Genomic DNA, 15,591 nt, shown 5'->3' with positions numbered 1-15,591 from the left:
GCCGGCCATGCCCTCGCCAACGCTCGCCACTTCCGTCTCCTCCGCCCCTCACCGCCTCAGCCTCTGGGCCGGCCTGGCCGTCATCCTGGCCTGGGGCCTGAACTTCCCGCTGCAGAAAACCCTGCTCACGGCCATGGGCCCGGAGGGTTTTCTGTTCCTGCGCTTTGCGCTGATGCCGGTATTGGTGACCGGCCTGCTGCTGCAACAGCATGGCCTGCGCTGGCCGCGGGTGTCGCGCGCCGACGCCTGGGCGCTGCTGCGCCTGGGCTTTCTGGGTCAGGGCCTGCACCTGGCCCTGTCCAGCTACGGCATCCATTTCTCCACGCCCTTTTCCAGCTCGGTGCTGCTGGCCTGCGGGCCGGTATTCACCCTGCTGATCCTGCGTGCCTGGGGCCTGGAGCGCCTGCGCCGGCCGCAGCTGCTGGGCATGGCGGTGGCCGCCGCGGGCGCCCTGCTCTTCATGTCCGACAAGCTGCTGGCCGCCAACTGGCGCGCCGGTGGCGGCGACCTGGTACTGCTGACGGCCGCTGCCTTGTTCAGCTACTACACCGTGGCCGCCAAGCCCCTGATCGAGCGCCACGGTGCCGTGCTGGTGATGTGTTATGCCTCACTGGCCGCCACCGTGCCGGTGCTGGCCTATGCCACGCCCGCCGCCCTGCGCGTGGACTGGGCCGCGCTCAGCCCCTGGATCTGGCTGGGCGCGCTCTGGGCCATTGTCGTCATCGGTTTCCTGACCTGGCTGGCCTGGGGCTGGGTCAATGCCCAGCGCGGCGTGGCCCGCACGGCGCCACTGATTTACCTGATGCCGCCCATCGCCGGCGTGGCCGCCTGGCTCAGCACCGGTGAAACCTTCAGCGCCGTCAAGCTGGCCGGTGCCGCCCTGGCCCTGGGCGGCGTGGCCTTGGCCCAGTTCGCCGGCCAAAGCCGCCCCGCCCCTGTCGACACCAGCCCCGCCGCCACATGACCCTCGCGTACACCATCGAGGCCTTGAACGCCGCACAGTTCCCCGAGTTCCGCGCCTATCTGCACGAGCATCTGCAGGACAACGGCAGCCCCGAGACCGGCTACTTCCAGCCCCAGCCGCGCGGCCAGGCCGAGTTCCCGGCCGAGCGGGCCGCGGCCTTCGAACGCGGTCTGGGCATCGCCGTGGGCCAGCCGGGCTGGCGTCGCGCCTGGCTGGCACGCCGCGTGGCCGATGGGGCCATCCTCGGCCACGTCGACCTGCGCGCCCATCCCATGCCCCATGTCGAACACCGCGCCCAGCTGGGCATGGGCGTGCATGCCAGCGCGCGCCGCCAAGGCCTGGGCCAGGCCCTGATTGCCCACGCCCGCGACTGGGCGCTGGACCAGGGCAGCCTGTACTGGATCGATCTGCAGGTGCTGAGCAGCAACCCCGGCGCCCAGCGTCTGTATCAGCGCATGGGCTTTGTGCTGTGTGGCGAGCGGGCCGATCTCTTCCGCATCGATGGCCGGTCCCTGGGCGACCTCACGATGAGCTTGCGCCTGCGGCCCGCGACGCACACGGGCTGAGCACCCGGCCGGCGCGCGCCCGCTCCACCCCGGCCTCCAGCGCCAGCCGGCCATTGACCCAGACCGCCTCGATGCCGCGGGCCGGGCGGCAGGGGTCGGCATAGTCCGCCGCGTCCTGGACCACCGCCGGGTCGAAGAGCAGCAGGTCGGCGGCGGCGCCCGGCCGCAACTGGCCACGCTCGTGCAGCAGGCCGAAGCGCTGAGCACTCTGGCCGCTCATCTTGTGCACCGCGCGCTCCAGGCTCAGCAGGCCGCGCTCGCGGCTGTAATGGGCCAGCACGCGCGGGAAGGCGCCCCAGAGCCGGGGGTGGGGCTGGCGGTCGTGCGGCAGGCCGTCCGAGCCGATCATGGCCAGCGGGTGGGCGAGGATGCGATCGACATCGTCCTCGCACATCTGGAAGTAGCAGGCCCCGCCCGGCTGCAGGCGACGGCAGGCCTCCACCTCCGTGACGCCCCATTCCGACGCCACCTCGGCCAGCCACTGGCCGCTGCGCTCCGGATGCGGCGCCGACCAGGTCAGGCGGATGGGCGTGTGGCCATCCACCAAGTCCTCGCGCAGCACGGTGGAACCGGCCAGATAGGGGTAGACATCGAGGCCCAGGTCCTGGCGCCGGGCCAGGCGCTCGATCAAGGCCAAGGTCTCGATGGCGCGGCCCCATTGCCGGTGGCCGGCGCATTTGTGGTGCGAAATCTGCAGCGGCAGGCCGGCCTGGTGGGCGGTGTCGGCCGCCTCCTCGATGGCGGCCAGCACGCCGGCCATCTCATCGCGCAGATGGGTGGCGTAGATGCGGCCGCTGTGGCGCGCGGCCACCCGGGCCAGGGCCAGCAGCTCCTCGGGCGGCGCGGCGGCGGCCGGGGCGTAGAAGGTGCCCGAAGACAAGCCGCCGGCGCCCTCGGCCAGGGCCTGATCCAGCAGCGCGCACATGGCGGCCAGCTCGGCCGGGCGGGCCGGGCGATCCAGCTCGGGCATGCAGGCCGCGCGCAAGGCGGTGTGGCCGACCAGGGCCAGCACATTGACCGCCGGTTGCGCGGCCTCCAGTGCCGCCCGGTAGTCGGCGAAACGCGCGTAACGGTAGGCCTCAGCGGGCAGCAGGTTCAGCGGCGGCGGCAGCGCCTGATCCGGCGCCAGGCGCAGCGGCACCAGCGAGATGCCGCAATTGCCCACCACCACGGTGGTGACGCCCTGGCTGAGCTTGGGCCGCATGGCCGGGTCCAGCAAGAGGGCGGCATCGTCGTGGGTGTGCACATCGATGAAGCCCGGCGCCAGGGCCAGACCCTGGCAATCGCGGACCGACACATGGCTGCCCACCCGGCCGGACAGATCCGGGCCTATCTCGAGGATGCCGCTGGCGTCGAACAGCAAATCACCGGTCCAAGCCGGGCTCAGAACGCCGTCCACGATCAGCGCGCCGCGCAGCAGCTGCATGGTGCCTGCCTCAGAAATGCGTCAACACCGCATCGACGATGCGGTAGTCCTCGCCCTCGACGATGGGCAGCCAGGTCCATTTGTCGAAGGTGGTGCAGGGGTGGGAGATGCCCAGGCCGACCCGGTCGCCCACGGCGGGCACCGCAATGGCCGGGTCCTGCGCGTCCCAGCGCAGGTAGGCATGCTGGTCGTTCATGGCTTCGATGCGCCAGCCGGCCGGGGCCGGGCCGGGCTGCAGCTGGCCCAGCGGGGCCCAGGCGATGGGCGTGGGCATGCCCTGGTCGTACGAAAGATCACGCCGGCCCGCGCCCAGCAGGGCCAGGCCCGGCTCGGGGCAGGACAAGACCTGGCACCAGACCTCCAGCGCGCCTTGCAGGCCGGGCTCGCCGGCTTCCGACAAGCCCTCGGCCGCGATGCGCGGCGCGGCCACATCGACCAGGCGCTTGTACAAACCATGGTCGTGGGTGATGTAGCAGCCCGAGCGCAGCAGACCGCGCCAGCGGTGGCGGCTTGGCGGGCGCAGCGCGCCACAGACCAGATCAAACAGCGCCGAGCCGCCGGCCGAGATCAAGAGCTCCTGGCCATCGGCCAGCTCGAACAAATCTTCCGCCTCGCAGGCGGCCAGCAGGGCATGGGCGCGCTGCGTCCATCCTGCCATCCAGGCCCGGTCGGCCTCGTCCTCGCCGCGCGCCCCCAGGCCCTCGTAAAAGGCCAGGCCCACCAGGCGCAGGCCCGGCGCGGCTCGGACCTGGCGGGCCAGGGCCAGAGCCGCGTCGTGATCACGCACGCCGCAGCGGCCGCCCTCGGAGCCCAGCTCCAGGAGCAGCTCCAGCGCTGGCGCCCCGGGCCCCTGGCGCCCCTGCCAGGCTTGCAAGAGCTGGCACTGAGCGGGCGAATCGGCAAAGCTGGCCACGCGCAGGCCCGGGGTCTGGCGCAGCAGCTCGGCCAGCAGGCCCAGCTCAGCCTCACCGAGCAGTTGGTTGGCGATCAGTGCGCGGCGCACGCCGCCGGCCTGCACGCCGATGCGCAGCTGCTGCACATTGGCAAAGCTCAAGCCCCAGGCGCCGGCATCGAGCTGGCGGCGAAAGAGCTGCGGGCTCATGGTGGTCTTGCCATGCGGCGCCAGGCTCAGGCCGCGCTGGCTGGCGAAGCGCTGCATCCAGGCGATGTTGTGGGCCAGGGCCTCGCGCCGCAGCAGGGCCAAAGGCATGGGCATCTCAGGCCCCAGCGCCTGCCAGCCCTGGGCGGCCAGCGCGCTCAAGAGCAGGGGCGCCTGCAAAGGCGGAAAGCCCTTGAGCCAGGGGCCGAGCAGCTCGTGGCTGCGCTCGGGGTGGTGAGGTGAAACGGAAAGGGTGGGAGCGGTCTTGGTATCCATGCACCATCATCATCGCTGCACAGCAGCCGGCAGTGGCCCGGCCATCTCAAGGTCAGCTTAAGAAGCCGCAGATCGCCCTCGTTCCGGCCGGCCAAGGGCGACGGAGCGACCTAGACTGCGGCGCCATGAACAGCAGCCGCCTACCCACCGAAGAGCCGATCAGCCACCTTGAATACCTGGGCGTACCGCCCACGGCCAGTGATCAGCAGCCCCGCCCGCTTTCGCCCGCCGTGCGCGCCGGCGATTTCGTCTACGTCTCGGGCCAGGTGCCCACCGATGTGCATGGCGAGGTGGTGGCGGGCGGCATCGAGGCGCAGACCCGCCAGGTCATGGCCCATCTGCAAGCCGCCCTGGCCCTGGCCGGCTGCACCCTGGACGATGTCTGCAAGACGACGGTCTGGCTGCAGGACGCGCGCGATTTCGGCGCCTTCAACCGCGTCTATCTGAGCTATTTCCCGCGCGGCAAACCGGCCCGCTCCACCACCGAGGCGCGGCTGATGATCGATGCGAAAGTGGAGATCGACGCGGTGGCCTACCGGCCCGTGGCGGCGATCACCAGAACCGGCTGAACCAGGACGGCTTGCGCCGGGCCTTGCGCTTGAAGCGCAGCAGGGGCAGAGATTCAGGCTCCAGCAGGCGGGCATCCACCAGACCCTCCAGGTGGTAGCCAAAAAGCTCGCGCAGGGCCGCATCACCGAGCTCCAGCGGATGAAAGGGCAGCGGATAGGGCGCCTCGCCCGCGGCCAGCTCGTCCGGGTCATCGACCGGGTGGGCGCCGTCCCAGAACGGCAGCTCGAAGGCCCAACGCGTGCCCTGGTCCTCGATCAGCCCGTCGTCGGGCGCCACGCTGAGGGCTCGCAGCAGACGCCCCTCGCGCCAATGCGCCAGAGCCAGCCAATCGGCGGCGCTGTGCATGGCGTGCAAGAACACATCGCGCCCCTGCGCGTGGGCCAGAAAGCGCGCCTCCAGCGTTGAAGGCCGATCGAGCGCAAACTCCTTGGCCGCCAGCACGGTCAAGCCGCCCGAAAAGCAGCCCACCAGCAGCTCCTCATCGGGCGGCGCCGTCCAGCCCAGGTTGCCATCGGCCAAGGGCTGCAACTCATCCGCAGCGAACAGCTGCGCGGCCACACGGGCACTCTCGGCACGGTCCAGGGCCGGCCGCGCCGCCAGCTGGACGCGCGCCTGCCCTGCATCCGCGTAAACCAACATCCAGGTTTTGGCACCCATGTATCCGACTCCTATCCATCTGCATCAAGCTGGCAAGGGGCAAGCAGCTGCATGCTCAAAGCGCCGCATCGATGGGCTGCCAAGTCCCATGCACACGCGGCGGGTTCAATTCGAAGCGATAGAAATTGCCGCCGCCATTGGCCGGCTGGTCCCAGCGGCGCGAGATGGGCAGGCCGGCCAAGTGGCAGTAGAGCAAAGTGCCGACGGCACCGTGCGACAGGATGGCGACGGCGCCCCCTTCATCGCCTTCTCCGCCCTGGCTGGCGTGGCTGCGGGCCACTTGCTGCACGGCGCCCACGATGCGGGCCTGGGCTGCCGCTGCGGTCTCCCAGCCGCGCACCGACTGCTCGGGCCGGGCGAAAAATTCATCGGCCACCTGCTCAAACTCCGCCGGCGGCAGGAAGCCAGTGGCGGAGCGGTCGTTCTCGCCCAGGGCCTCCAGCACCTGCACCGGCAGGCCCAGATGCCCGGCCAGGATCTCGGCACTGTCCAGGGCCTTGCGCTCGGCGCTGGAGAAGATCGCCCCGATGTTCCCCAGCCAGGCCTCTTGCTGCTTCAGCGCCGCATGCATGCGCCGCCGGCCCAGCTCCGACAGCGGCCACTGCGGCACCGGCACCTCGGCGCTGATCTGCACATTGGGGTGGCTGATGAAGTAATAGCGGGTGTTCTTGCCTTCGCTCATGCTGCGCCTGTCGCTTCCCCGGGCTGGCTGCGATCACGCACGCCACAGCCTCACCAGCCAGGACCGTGGCGGCGCCCGCTCCGCCGGCAGCGGCGGCACGCCACGCGCCAGCAAGGCCTGCTCCACCGCAGCCAGGCCGGCCTTGCGCGCAGCGATCAGAGGCGTGGCCTGGTCAAACTCCGAGGGCAGGTCGGGGTTGGCACCGGCCTGCAGGAGATAGAGCGCCACCGCCTCCTGCCCGGCCAGAATGGCCGCCACCAAGGGGGTGCTGAGAAACTCCGGGTGGGCGTAGTTGATGTCCACACCGCGCTGGACGTGGTACTCCACCAAGGCCAGATCGCCGGTCTCGGCCGCCTCGAACATCTCTTTCCAATTGCCTCCGGACATGGCCGGTGCTCCCTTCAGGTGAAGCCCGAAGCCTAACTCAGCGCTTCGACGCTGCCCAGCTGGGCAAACACGGGCAGGAGCCTGCGCTCAACGCAGGCCGCACAAGCCCCCCTCCGGTACAGCCCCCGAAACAGCCCCCGGTCTTGAGACAACCTGAAGACAAGCTTGAGACAGGCTGCACATGGCCGAAGCCATGATGGACGCATGTCGATTGCGTTCATGGATGAGGGCGAGGCCGCTGCTGCAGCGGACCTCAAGCCACTGAAGCCACTGCAGACCTGGGGCCACAGCCTGGTGCCCTGGCCCGCAGAGCTGAAGGGCCGGACCGGTGAGTTGCCCCTGGCGGGCTGGTGCTGCCCGGAAGAGGGGCCGCTAGCCCTGCGCGCACTGGCACGGCGCCTGCTTCCCGATTTGCAAACGACGGCAGCTGCGGAGGGCAAGGTCTGGCTGCGCCTTGAGATCAGCGATACAAGCCCTGCGATTCCGCAGCTGGGCGATGACGAGTCCTACCGGCTGGAGATCGCCACGGCCGAGGGCGAAATCCGCCTGAGCGCACCCCGCCTCTGGGGCGCGCAGCACGGCCTGCACACCCTGAGCCAGCTGCGGCATGGCGCCCTGCTGGCGGGCCGCACGACCCTGCCCGGCCTGCGCATCGAAGATGCACCCCGCCACCCCTGGCGTGGCCTGCTGGTCGACGTGGCACGCCGCCCCCTGCCCTTCGAAACCCTGACGCGCTTACTCGACGGCATGGCTGCAGCCCGGCTCAATGTGTTGCACTGGCATGTCTGCGACGACCAGGCCTGGCGCCTGGCCTCCGATCGCCACCCCGAGCTGGCGGCGCGCGCCGGCGCCGGCTTCAGCTACAGCCTGGACCAGGCCCGCAGCCTGGTGGCCCAGGCGGCCGAGCGCGGCATCCGCGTCGTGCCCGAGCTGGACCTGCCCGGCCATTGCTGGGCCCTCGGCCTGGCGCGGCCGGATCTGCTGTGCCCGCCCGCGCCCCAGCAGGCGCAGCGCGGCTTTGGCATCTTCGGTGCGGCGGTGGACCCGCGCCAGGAGGCGCTTTACGACTTCATCGCCAGCTTGCTGGACGAATGGGCCGAGGTCTTCCCGGACGCCTTTGTACACATCGGCGGCGACGAGCTGACGCCCGAGCCCTGGCGCCGCCTGGGCCTGCCCCTGGCCGAGACGCAATCGGGCTATGTGCGGCGCATGGCCGAGCTGCTGGCCGCACGGGGCAAGCGCCTGGTGGGCTGGGACGAGCTGCGCGGCCCGGGCCTGCCCGAGGCTGCGGTGCTGCAATGCTGGCGCGGCGCGGCGGCGCTGCAGGCGGACGATGCTCCTGGGCAAGACCTGACCCTGGCCCTGCTGCGCTCGGCCGGTTTCTACCTGGACCAGTTCCACAGCGCCGCCTTCCACTGGCGCACGCCGCTGAGCCAGCCGGCCCCTCCCTCGCCTCCCCTGGCCCCGGGCGCGGCGCGCTGGCGGCTGCAGGCGGCGCTGACCCTGCACCTGCTCCAGGCCGAGCTGCGCTGCGATGCCCGCGGCCGCGCCCAGCTGCTGCTGCAAGCCCAGGGCCCGGGCAGCCTGCACAACGAAGTGCCGCTGCACACCCTGAGCATCGAGGGCACCGGCACGGCCGACCTGCCCTGGCGCCTGCGCGCGCGTGGCGATTGCGATCTGGGCGAGCTGGAGCTTTGGTGCACGGTGGTCGCCCAGGGCCCGGGGGAAGGCGTGCTGCGCCTGGGCAATCTGCGCCACCGCTGCACCCTGCAGGCGCTTGAGCCGACCGAGGATGAAGCCGCCGCGCGAGCCACCACGCACATCGCCCCGCGCCCGCGCCTGCTCGGCGGCGAAGCCGCACTCTGGAGCGAGCTGGTGGCGCCCGCGCAACTGGACCTGCGGCTCTGGCCGCGCCTGCTGGCCGTGGCCGAGCGACTGTGGAGCGACCCGGCCCCCGAGGCGGCGGCGCTTGAATCCACCTTGCCAACCCGGCTCGGCGCCGCCCAGGCTTGGGCCGAGCAGCATGTCGGTGTGCAGGCACGCGCCAGCATGCAGCGCGCCTGGGCCGCGCTCTGCGAGGGCGATGCCGGCGACGCGCTCAGCCTGGCCGGCCTGGCCGCACTGCTGGAACCGGCCGGCGGCTATGCCCGCCACCACGACAAGAAGCGTGAGGGCCGCTACCACCTGGACGAGCCCCTGAACCGCCTGGCCGACGCACTGCCGGCCGAGAGCGCCTGGGCCCTGCGCCTGAACCAGATCAGCCTGCCCGACGCCTGCGCGCAGCTGCAGCGCTGTCGCGAGGCCCTGCCCGAGTGGCAGGCCCTGCTGCAGCGCCATGCCCGGCTGCGCCCGCTGCTGCCCTTGCTACCGACGCTGGCGGCCCTGCTCGACCTGGGCCTGCGGCTCTGGCAAGACCTGGCCCCGGGCGCGCTGCCGGCGGCGGAGCGCGCGCAGGCCCAGGCCACCCTGCATGCCGCAGCCCAGATGGTGGACGAGCTGGTGCCCGCCCTCGTGCAGGCCCTGCAGACCCGGCTGGATGCGTTGTGAGCGCCTGCACCGTGTCCATGCAACGCCGCGAACTGCTCGGCCTGGCCGGCGCCCTGGCCTGGCCGCTGGGCAGCCGCGCCGAGGCGGGCCCGCCCGCCCTGGAGCTGCTGCACTGGTGGACCTCGGGCAGCGAGGCCGCCATGCTGGCCGAGCTGCGCCGCAGCGCCCTGGCCGCCGGCCTGCCCTGGAAGGACACACCGGTGGCCGGCGCCGGACACGCCAACACGGTGCTCAAAACCCGCTTTCTGTCCGGCCACCCGCCGGCGCTGGCGCAGATCGACAAGTCTGTGCGGCTCTGGGGCGAGGCCGTGCCCCTGGCCGACCTGAGCCCGGTCAGCGCCGACTGGCCGCGCCTGCTGCCGGCCGCCATCGACCGCGAGCTGCGCTGGCAGGGCCGGCCCGTGGCCGTGCCGCTCAATGTGCACCGGCTCAACAGCATGTGGAGCAACCGCCGCCTGCTGCAACGCCTGGGCCTGGCGGCGCCGCGCAGCTGGGACGAGTTCTTCCAGGTGGCCGAGGCCTTGCAGCGGGCCGGCGTCATCCCCCTGGCCATCGGCAGCTCGGTGGGCCAGAAGCTCAGCGTTTTCGTCAATCTGGTGCTGGGCCGGGGCGGGCCGGCCTTCTTTGAGCGCGCCCTGGTGCAGGGTGACGCCAGCCTGCTGGGCGGCAGCGCCATGCTGGACATGCTGCGCGAGTTCAAACGCATCAAGCGCTACACCGATGCCGCCCAGGTCAGCCGCGACTGGGCCGGCGCCACCGGCCTGCTGCTGCAGGGCCGGGCCGCGCTGCAATTCACCGGCGACTGGGCCAATGGCGAGTTTCAGAAAGCCGGCTGGCAGCCCGGCGAAGACTACGACTGCCACGCCGCACCGGGACATGCCGATCTGCATTACTTCGAATTCGATCGGTTGCTGTTCTTCAAACCCCAGAGCCCCGGGCACGCGCTGCTGCAACAGCGCCTGGCCGCGACTCTGATGCAGGCCGAGGATTCGGCGCGTTACGCGCGGATCAAGGGCGGCATCCCGGTGCGGCGCGATGTCAGCCTGGCCGGCTTCAACGCCTGCGCCCGGCAAAGCCATGCCGATTTCCGCGCGGCCGAGGCCAACGGCCGACTGGTGCTGGCCCTGGGCGCCCGCCTGCCCGAGGCCGGCTACGGCGCGCTGCGCGATGTGGTGGCCGCCTGCTGGGCGAGCGAGCGGCTGACGCCCGAGCTGGCGCAGAAGCGCTTGCTGCAGGCGGCCAAGGTGCGCGATTGAATCTGGAAAAACGGACGATGCATTTGCAACTCACCCGATGGCGATTCAGCGACCGTGCCACGGCCCTCTGGCTGATCACACCGGGCCTGCTACTGGGCGCCCTGTTCTTTTACGGCTTTCTCGGCTGGACGGCCTGGCTCTCACTGACCCGCTCGGGCATGCTGCCCAGCCATGAGTTCGTCGGCCTCTTGCAATACCAGCGCCTGTTCGAAGACCCCCGCTGGCTGGCCGCGCTGTGGAACCTGCTGCGCTTCGCCAGCCTCTTCGTCGCCCTGCCCCTGCTGATCGGCCTGGGCCTGGCCGTGCTGCTGGACCAGAAGCTGCGCGCCGAGGGGGTTCTGCGCTGGATCTATCTGCACCCCATGGCCTTGTCCATGATCGTCTGCGGCAGTGCCTGGCGCTGGCTGATGGACCCCGATCAAGGCCTGGCCGAGGGCCTGCGCGCGCTGGGCTGGACGAGCTTCCGCTGGGACTGGCTGGCCGATGAAGACATGGCCGTGTATGCCCTGGTGGTGGCCGCCGTCTGGCAGATCAGCGGTTTTGTGATGGCGCTCTTCCTGGCCGGCCTGCGCGGCATCGACGAGAGCCTGGTGCAAGCCGCGCGCCTGGACGGCGCCTCGGGCTGGACCCTGTACCGCCGCGTGCTGCTGCCGCAGCTGGGGCCTAGCCTGTTCTCGGCCCTGCTGATCCTGCTGCCGGCGGCCATCAAGACTTTTGATCTGGTGGTGGCGCTGACCGAGGGCGGGCCGGGCCAGAGCAGCGAGCTGCCGGCCTTCTATATGTTCCAGATGGCCTTCGAGCGCAGCCGCCTGGGCCTGGGCGCGGCCAGCAGCATGGTGATGTTGATGATGGTGCTGGCCGTGGCCCTGCCCTATGCGCTGGCGCGCTCGCGTGGCGATGCCCGCAGGAGGGCCGGCGCATGAAAAAAACCTGGCCCCTGCGCGCGCTGCTGCACGCCCTGGCCCTGGCGGTCGCGCTGCTGATGGCCGGGCCTTTGCTGCTGATGTTGATGAACAGCTTCAAAAGCGGGGCCGAGCTGAGCGCGGGCCACTTCATGGCCTGGCCGCAGGCCTTCAGCGCCCAGGCCTGGCGCGAGGCCTGGGTCTTGCTGCACGGCAGCTTTGCCAGCAGCCTGATGCTGGCCGTGCCGGCCGTGCTGCTGTCCAGCCTGCTGGCGGCGCTGAACGGCTTTGTGCTGTGCAAATACCGCTTCCGGGGCGAGCAGTGGGTGTCGCTGCTGCTGATCGTGGCCTTTTTTCTGCCGGTCAAGGTCTATCTGCTGCCCCTGGCCATCAGCATGGCCAAGCTGGGCCTCAGCAAGAGCCTGGGCCTCTTGATCGCCATCCATGTGATCTACAGCCTGCCCCTGGCCCTGTTCTTCCGCAACCATTTCCTGGGCTTCCCGGACGAGCTGCTGCAGGCCGCGCGGCTGGACGGCGCGGGCTTCTGGGCCTTGTTCACGCGCCTGGTGCTGCCGCTCTCGCGGCCCATCTTCGTGGTGGTGATCATTCTGCAGTTCACCACGCTGTGGAACGAGTACCTGTTCGGCCTGGTCTTCGGGCCCGACGAGGCCCGGCCCATCACCGCCGCCCTGGCCCAGCTGGCCGCCCACAGCGAGGGTGGCGTGCGCGCCTACAACCTGGAGATGGCGGCCGCCCTGCTGGCCGCCCTGCCCACCCTGGCCGTCTACCTGATCGCCGGGCGGCACTTCGCCCGCGGCCTGGTGGCCGGTGCGGTGAAGGGTTAGGCCATGTCCTCGTTTCATTCCCTGGAAGCTCTCCCATGACCGGCGGCCTCAGCCTTTCCCACATTCACAAGCACATCGGCAAGCAGCCGGTGCTGCACGACATCAGCCTCGACCTGGATGAGGGCGAGATGCTGATCCTGGTGGGCCCCTCGGGCTGCGGCAAGTCCACCTTGCTGAGCCTGATTGCCGGCCTGCAGCAGGCCGACGGCGGCGAGATCCGGCTCAAGGGTCGGCGCATCGACACCCTGGCGCCGCAGGCGCGCGACATCGCCATGGTGTTCCAGAACTACGCGCTCTACCCGAATATGAGCGTGGCCCAGAACATCGGCTTCCCGCTGGAGATGCAGCGCTGGCCGCGCGCACGGCGCGAGGCCCGGGTGCGTGAGGTGGCCCAGCTGCTGCAGCTGGAGCCGCTGTTGCAGCGCCGCCCGGCCCAGCTCTCCGGCGGCCAGCGCCAGCGCGTGGCCATGGGCCGGGCCCTGGCGCGCCAGCCCCAGCTGTTTCTGTTTGACGAGCCCCTGTCCAATCTCGACGCCCAGCTGCGCGCCGAGATGCGCAGCGAGATCAAGCTGCTGCACCAGCGCCTGGGCACCAGCGCGGTCTACGTCACGCACGACCAGGTCGAGGCCATGACCCTGGGCCAGCGCATCGCCGTGCTGAAGGATGGCCGCCTGCAGCAAGTGGGCACGCCGCAAGAGGTCTACCAGCGCCCGGCCAATCTCTTCGTGGCCGGCTTTCTGGGCGCCCCGGCCATCAATCTGCTGCCCGCCCGCGCCATGCACGACGGCAGCCTGCAGCTGGACCTGGGTGACGCCGCCCTGCCCATCAGCTGGACGCCCTCGGGTCCAGCCTGGCCCGCCTCACGCCTGCGCCCGCTGGCCGGCCGCAAGCTGATGCTGGGCTGGCGCGCCGAACAGCTGCGCCTGGTGCCGCCTGAATTCGAGGTCAGCGATGGCCAAGGCCTCGTGCTCTCCGCGCCCCTGCTGCTGGTCGAACCCACGGGCGCCGACAGCATCCTGCAGCTCGAACTCGGCCCCACGCAGCGCCTCAGCCTGCGCTGCCCCGGCTGGCAGGCCGAACGGCCGGGCACGCGCCTCAGCGTCTACCTGCCGGCAGAGGCTTGCCTGGTGTTTGAGGCGGAGAGTGGGGAGCGGGTGGGGTGAAGCTGGTCCGGTTGGCTGCTGGAGCCAGCCTTCCGCCCTATCCACCCGGGCGCAAATCAGCGCCGATTCACTTCGGTGTGCGCTTGGATCGCGGTCGGGACGAATGATCCGGCGGGATTGCGAGGCGCGGCTGCGGCGCGGCCATCACCTTCAGGCTGAAGCGTTGCGTCGCCGCCCGGCCCCCTTCCGCATCGGACAACACGGCCGCGCGGAAGCCCAAAGTGCCGGCCCGCGTGGGCACGCCGCTGAGCAGGCCGCCGGGGCTGAGTGTCAGGCCCGCGTCCTCCAGATCGCCACTCAAGAGCAGAAAACGCAGCGCTTCGTCACCACCTCGGGCAGGCAGCTGCCGTGCGTAAGGTCGCCCCAGCACAGCCGCCGGCAAAACGACCGCCTGGGCACCCGGCTTCGCCTGTAGGGGCTGCTTGTGCGCGGGCTTTGATTGCGGAACTCCGCCCGCGGCTTGCACGAGCAAGGGATTGAAACTCAGCAGCGTGAGTGAGCACAACAGCAGAGGCAGGGTGCAGCGAAGGCGCATGGATGGATGGAAGGAGGGAAGGATGCGAGGGATGGGTGAGTGAATGCATGTGGGCCGAGCCAGCGAGCGCGGGGCAGCTGGCCCTGCTCCGCATTATTTGCTCTGCTTTCGCTTCACAGGGCCTGCGCGCCCGGCTTGACCCATTCCACCCTGAAGTCCTCACATTCCTGCGCCTCAGGTGGCTCCCAGAGCTGGCTGGCCATGTCAAAGATGGCATCGGGGACCACCATGGAAAAGGTCGGGCCCTGCTCGGCATTGCGACGCTGCACGCGCTCGCGGCGCAGCTCGGTGGGCGCATCCAGCACGTGGATGCACAAAGGATGACCGGCCGCGATGACCTGTCGGCAAAACGGCAGCCGGGCCGCGCGCTGGATCAAGCCGAGTTCGAGGATCACATCGTGACCTGAGTCCAGCAGATGCTCAGCATGAGCCCAGATCAGGCGCAGCAGCCGGTCCTTGCGCTCGAGGTACCAGGGCAGCCAGTGCTCGGCCGGCCGGTCCGGGCTGAACAGCGCGGCAAACCATGCGTCCAAGGCGATGTGCACGCCCTGCCCCTGCAGCTCCAGGCCGCGCGCGTAAGTCGACTTGCCCGCGCCCACCGGGCCTTCAATCAAATGGACTTGAGCCATCGCGGTCCTTGAGGGTCTCCGGAAACTTTACACTCAGCCCGCATCAAGAGCGGGAATGAACAGCACCTGGCCACGGGTGGTCAGCTCATCCTGGCGCAAACGCTTCAGCGGCGCGTACTCTGCCGATTCATACATGGCCTGCGCCGCCTCTCGGGACGGAAATCGCAGAACGGCCGTGAAGTTGCCGCCCAGCGCCCCTTCCATCGCCTCGGCCTGCGGTGTGGCCGCCAGGAACTGAGCACCAAACTGCGCGGCAAGGGCGGCCATCTTGGAGGCGTAGTCGGCGCGGTAGCGGGCGAAATCGTTCACTTCGAACTGCACAAATACCAGCAGGGCTTGGGTCATCTTCATCTCCGATCTCGGGTGACATGAGAACGCCGCCATCGGCGGGCGCAGTTTGCCACCTGGAAATCTAGCATTGGATTCAAGCGGACTTGCGCCCTGCGGCCGCCAAGCGCACCGCCGTGCGCCGGTTCTTTCAATCCAGCTTTTCGAACCCCCAAACCCCACGGGCCTGCGGAAAACCCTCGCCGCCCAGAGCCGCCGCCCAGAGCCGCCGCCAGGGCCAAGCGCAGCGCGCCCAGCGAAGAAGCCCAGTTGGGCAGGCCGCTGCTGTGATTGAGCAGGCAGCGCAGCGGCGTGCGCACCAAGGTTGCGGCAGGAAGCGCTGCGTCGACACCAGCAGCAGGTTGCTTGCGCAAGTAACCCTGGGCCAGGTAGCGGGACAGCGGCGCGTCCAGATCGAGCAGGCCTTCGCGTACCAGCTGCAAGGCCAGGTAGGCCACGGCCGGCTTGGTCAGCGAGACCGCTTGAAAAAAGGGCGGCGGCGCTGCCTCACGCGATTCCCTCCCGTGCGAGGTCTCGCCACAGCCGGTGCCCAGCAGACGTGGCGCCTGCGGCTGAGCGCCCTTCAGGGTGACCAGGTGAGCCAGGCAGATGCCTTGCTGGGCGGCCAGCGAGTCAAGATCCCGGCCACGGAAGCTGCGCAGATCGCGGCTGGCGCAGCCGCTGCTGCCCAGGGCCGACAGGCCAGCAAGCATCAGATGGCGGCGGCGTGGATCGAAGAATCTGGAGTCCATGAAGGCAG

General features: G+C 70.3%; 17 protein-coding genes. 8 read left to right on the top strand and 9 right to left on the bottom strand.

Annotated features, from left to right (window positions below; genetic code table 11):
• Window positions 1–7 precede the first annotated feature (7 nt).
• Complete coding sequence (locus C1O66_RS16405) at window positions 8–964, top strand: DMT family transporter (RefSeq protein WP_243392830.1); 957 nt, start codon at window positions 8–10, stop codon at window positions 962–964.
• A complete protein-coding gene (locus tag C1O66_RS16400) occupies window positions 961–1,530 on the top strand; it encodes a GNAT family N-acetyltransferase (protein ID WP_102768869.1) in 570 nt (189 codons plus the stop codon). The genes C1O66_RS16405 and C1O66_RS16400 overlap by 4 nt, the downstream gene beginning before the upstream one ends.
• Here C1O66_RS16400 and C1O66_RS16395 read toward each other — a convergent pair.
• Window positions 1,487–2,956, bottom strand: coding sequence for an N-acyl-D-amino-acid deacylase family protein (locus tag C1O66_RS16395; RefSeq protein ID WP_102768868.1), 1,470 nt, complete (start codon window positions 2,954–2,956; stop codon window positions 1,487–1,489). The two genes, C1O66_RS16400 and C1O66_RS16395, sit on opposite strands and share 44 nt — an antisense overlap.
• 10 nt (window positions 2,957–2,966) lie before the next feature.
• Window positions 2,967–4,331 (bottom strand): alanine racemase, encoded by a 1,365-nt coding sequence (locus tag C1O66_RS16390; protein WP_102768867.1) that lies wholly within the window; start codon window positions 4,329–4,331, stop codon window positions 2,967–2,969.
• Between the two features lie 125 nt (window positions 4,332–4,456).
• On the opposite strand from C1O66_RS16390, the gene C1O66_RS16385 reads away from it, so the two are divergent.
• The gene (locus tag C1O66_RS16385; protein ID WP_102768866.1) at window positions 4,457–4,900 is read left to right on the top strand and encodes a RidA family protein; all 444 of its coding nucleotides are present in this window, start codon (window positions 4,457–4,459) and stop codon (window positions 4,898–4,900) included.
• Here C1O66_RS16385 and C1O66_RS16380 read toward each other — a convergent pair.
• The 3 genes from C1O66_RS16380 to C1O66_RS16370 are packed head-to-tail and all read right to left on the bottom strand — an operon-like array spanning window position 4,884 to window position 6,627.
• Entirely contained in the window at window positions 4,884–5,558 is a 675-nt protein-coding gene (locus tag C1O66_RS16380) for a DUF6928 family protein (RefSeq protein WP_102768865.1), read from the bottom strand. The two genes, C1O66_RS16385 and C1O66_RS16380, sit on opposite strands and share 17 nt — an antisense overlap.
• Before the next feature lie 55 nt (window positions 5,559–5,613).
• Entirely contained in the window at window positions 5,614–6,240 is a 627-nt protein-coding gene (locus tag C1O66_RS16375; RefSeq protein WP_102768864.1) for a histidine phosphatase family protein, read from the bottom strand.
• Between the two features lie 33 nt (window positions 6,241–6,273).
• Entirely contained in the window at window positions 6,274–6,627 is a 354-nt protein-coding gene (locus C1O66_RS16370; RefSeq protein ID WP_102768863.1) for an ankyrin repeat domain-containing protein, read from the bottom strand.
• 204 nt (window positions 6,628–6,831) lie between these two features.
• Between C1O66_RS16370 and C1O66_RS16365 the strand changes: the two genes are divergently transcribed.
• Genes C1O66_RS16365 through C1O66_RS16345 form a run of 5 tightly spaced genes read left to right on the top strand, consistent with a single transcriptional unit; the run spans window position 6,832 to window position 13,340 of the window.
• Window positions 6,832–9,174: a family 20 glycosylhydrolase gene (locus tag C1O66_RS16365; RefSeq protein ID WP_102768862.1), complete on the top strand. Its 2,343-nt coding sequence runs from the start codon at window positions 6,832–6,834 to the stop codon at window positions 9,172–9,174.
• Window positions 9,175–9,191: 17 nt separating this feature from the next.
• Window positions 9,192–10,430 carry an ABC transporter substrate-binding protein gene (locus C1O66_RS16360; protein WP_102768861.1) on the top strand — a complete coding sequence of 413 codons (1,239 nt, stop codon included), beginning with the start codon at window positions 9,192–9,194 and terminating at the stop codon, window positions 10,428–10,430.
• Window positions 10,431–10,447: 17 nt separating this feature from the next.
• Window positions 10,448–11,353 (top strand): carbohydrate ABC transporter permease, encoded by a 906-nt coding sequence (locus C1O66_RS16355; RefSeq protein WP_102768860.1) that lies wholly within the window; start codon window positions 10,448–10,450, stop codon window positions 11,351–11,353.
• The gene (locus tag C1O66_RS16350; RefSeq protein ID WP_102768859.1) at window positions 11,350–12,177 is read left to right on the top strand and encodes a carbohydrate ABC transporter permease; all 828 of its coding nucleotides are present in this window, start codon (window positions 11,350–11,352) and stop codon (window positions 12,175–12,177) included. The genes C1O66_RS16355 and C1O66_RS16350 overlap by 4 nt, the downstream gene beginning before the upstream one ends.
• Window positions 12,178–12,212: 35 nt before the next feature.
• Window positions 12,213–13,340: an ABC transporter ATP-binding protein gene (locus C1O66_RS16345; protein ID WP_102768858.1), complete on the top strand. Its 1,128-nt coding sequence runs from the start codon at window positions 12,213–12,215 to the stop codon at window positions 13,338–13,340.
• 67 nt (window positions 13,341–13,407) lie between these two features.
• Here C1O66_RS16345 and C1O66_RS16340 read toward each other — a convergent pair whose 3' ends face one another.
• The 4 genes from C1O66_RS16340 to C1O66_RS16325 all read right to left on the bottom strand — a co-directional run bounded on the left by C1O66_RS16340 (window position 13,408) and on the right by C1O66_RS16325 (window position 15,583).
• Complete coding sequence (locus C1O66_RS16340; protein WP_102768857.1) at window positions 13,408–13,875, bottom strand: hypothetical protein; 468 nt, start codon at window positions 13,873–13,875, stop codon at window positions 13,408–13,410.
• 113 nt (window positions 13,876–13,988) lie between these two features.
• On the bottom strand, window positions 13,989–14,504 hold the full coding sequence (locus tag C1O66_RS16335; RefSeq protein ID WP_102768856.1) for an AAA family ATPase: 516 nt from the start codon (window positions 14,502–14,504) through the stop codon (window positions 13,989–13,991).
• 33 nt (window positions 14,505–14,537) lie between these two features.
• Window positions 14,538–14,855 carry a DUF1330 domain-containing protein gene (locus tag C1O66_RS16330; RefSeq protein ID WP_165794642.1) on the bottom strand — a complete coding sequence of 106 codons (318 nt, stop codon included), beginning with the start codon at window positions 14,853–14,855 and terminating at the stop codon, window positions 14,538–14,540.
• Window positions 14,852–15,583, bottom strand: a complete 732-nt coding sequence (locus C1O66_RS16325) for a serine hydrolase (RefSeq protein WP_133155251.1) — start codon at window positions 15,581–15,583, stop codon at window positions 14,852–14,854. The genes C1O66_RS16330 and C1O66_RS16325 overlap by 4 nt, the downstream gene beginning before the upstream one ends.
• Between the last annotated feature and the right edge of the window lie 8 nt (window positions 15,584–15,591).

The sequence above is a fragment of the Paucibacter aquatile genome (assembly GCF_002885975.1).
Taxonomy (GTDB): Bacteria; Pseudomonadota; Gammaproteobacteria; order Burkholderiales; family Burkholderiaceae_C; genus Paucibacter_A; species Paucibacter_A aquatilis.
The sequence above is the reverse complement of the archived record's forward strand: the minus strand, read 5'-3'. Positions and strand labels throughout refer to the sequence as shown.

Excerpts from the sequence above, each read along its gene's own strand:
- C1O66_RS16380 (WP_102768865.1), bottom strand. The coding sequence starts at position 5,558 with ATGGGTGCCAAAACCTGGATGTTGGTTTACGCGGATGCAGGGCAGGCG.
- C1O66_RS16405 (WP_243392830.1), top strand. The coding sequence starts at position 8 with ATGCCCTCGCCAACGCTCGCCACTTCCGTCTCCTCCGCCCCTCACCGC.
- C1O66_RS16340 (WP_102768857.1), bottom strand. The coding sequence starts at position 13,875 with ATGCGCCTTCGCTGCACCCTGCCTCTGCTGTTGTGCTCACTCACGCTG.
- C1O66_RS16360 (WP_102768861.1), top strand. The coding sequence starts at position 9,192 with ATGCAACGCCGCGAACTGCTCGGCCTGGCCGGCGCCCTGGCCTGGCCG.
- C1O66_RS16370 (WP_102768863.1), bottom strand. The coding sequence starts at position 6,627 with ATGTCCGGAGGCAATTGGAAAGAGATGTTCGAGGCGGCCGAGACCGGC.
- C1O66_RS16350 (WP_102768859.1), top strand. The coding sequence starts at position 11,350 with ATGAAAAAAACCTGGCCCCTGCGCGCGCTGCTGCACGCCCTGGCCCTG.
- C1O66_RS16375 (WP_102768864.1), bottom strand. The coding sequence starts at position 6,240 with ATGAGCGAAGGCAAGAACACCCGCTATTACTTCATCAGCCACCCCAAT.
- C1O66_RS16345 (WP_102768858.1), top strand. The coding sequence starts at position 12,213 with ATGACCGGCGGCCTCAGCCTTTCCCACATTCACAAGCACATCGGCAAG.
- C1O66_RS16355 (WP_102768860.1), top strand. The coding sequence starts at position 10,448 with ATGCATTTGCAACTCACCCGATGGCGATTCAGCGACCGTGCCACGGCC.
- C1O66_RS16385 (WP_102768866.1), top strand. The coding sequence starts at position 4,457 with ATGAACAGCAGCCGCCTACCCACCGAAGAGCCGATCAGCCACCTTGAA.
- C1O66_RS16390 (WP_102768867.1), bottom strand. The coding sequence starts at position 4,331 with ATGGATACCAAGACCGCTCCCACCCTTTCCGTTTCACCTCACCACCCC.
- C1O66_RS16395 (WP_102768868.1), bottom strand. The coding sequence starts at position 2,956 with ATGCAGCTGCTGCGCGGCGCGCTGATCGTGGACGGCGTTCTGAGCCCG.
- C1O66_RS16330 (WP_165794642.1), bottom strand. The coding sequence starts at position 14,855 with ATGAAGATGACCCAAGCCCTGCTGGTATTTGTGCAGTTCGAAGTGAAC.
- C1O66_RS16365 (WP_102768862.1), top strand. The coding sequence starts at position 6,832 with ATGTCGATTGCGTTCATGGATGAGGGCGAGGCCGCTGCTGCAGCGGAC.
- C1O66_RS16335 (WP_102768856.1), bottom strand. The coding sequence starts at position 14,504 with ATGGCTCAAGTCCATTTGATTGAAGGCCCGGTGGGCGCGGGCAAGTCG.
- C1O66_RS16400 (WP_102768869.1), top strand. The coding sequence starts at position 961 with ATGACCCTCGCGTACACCATCGAGGCCTTGAACGCCGCACAGTTCCCC.
- C1O66_RS16325 (WP_133155251.1), bottom strand. The coding sequence starts at position 15,583 with ATGGACTCCAGATTCTTCGATCCACGCCGCCGCCATCTGATGCTTGCT.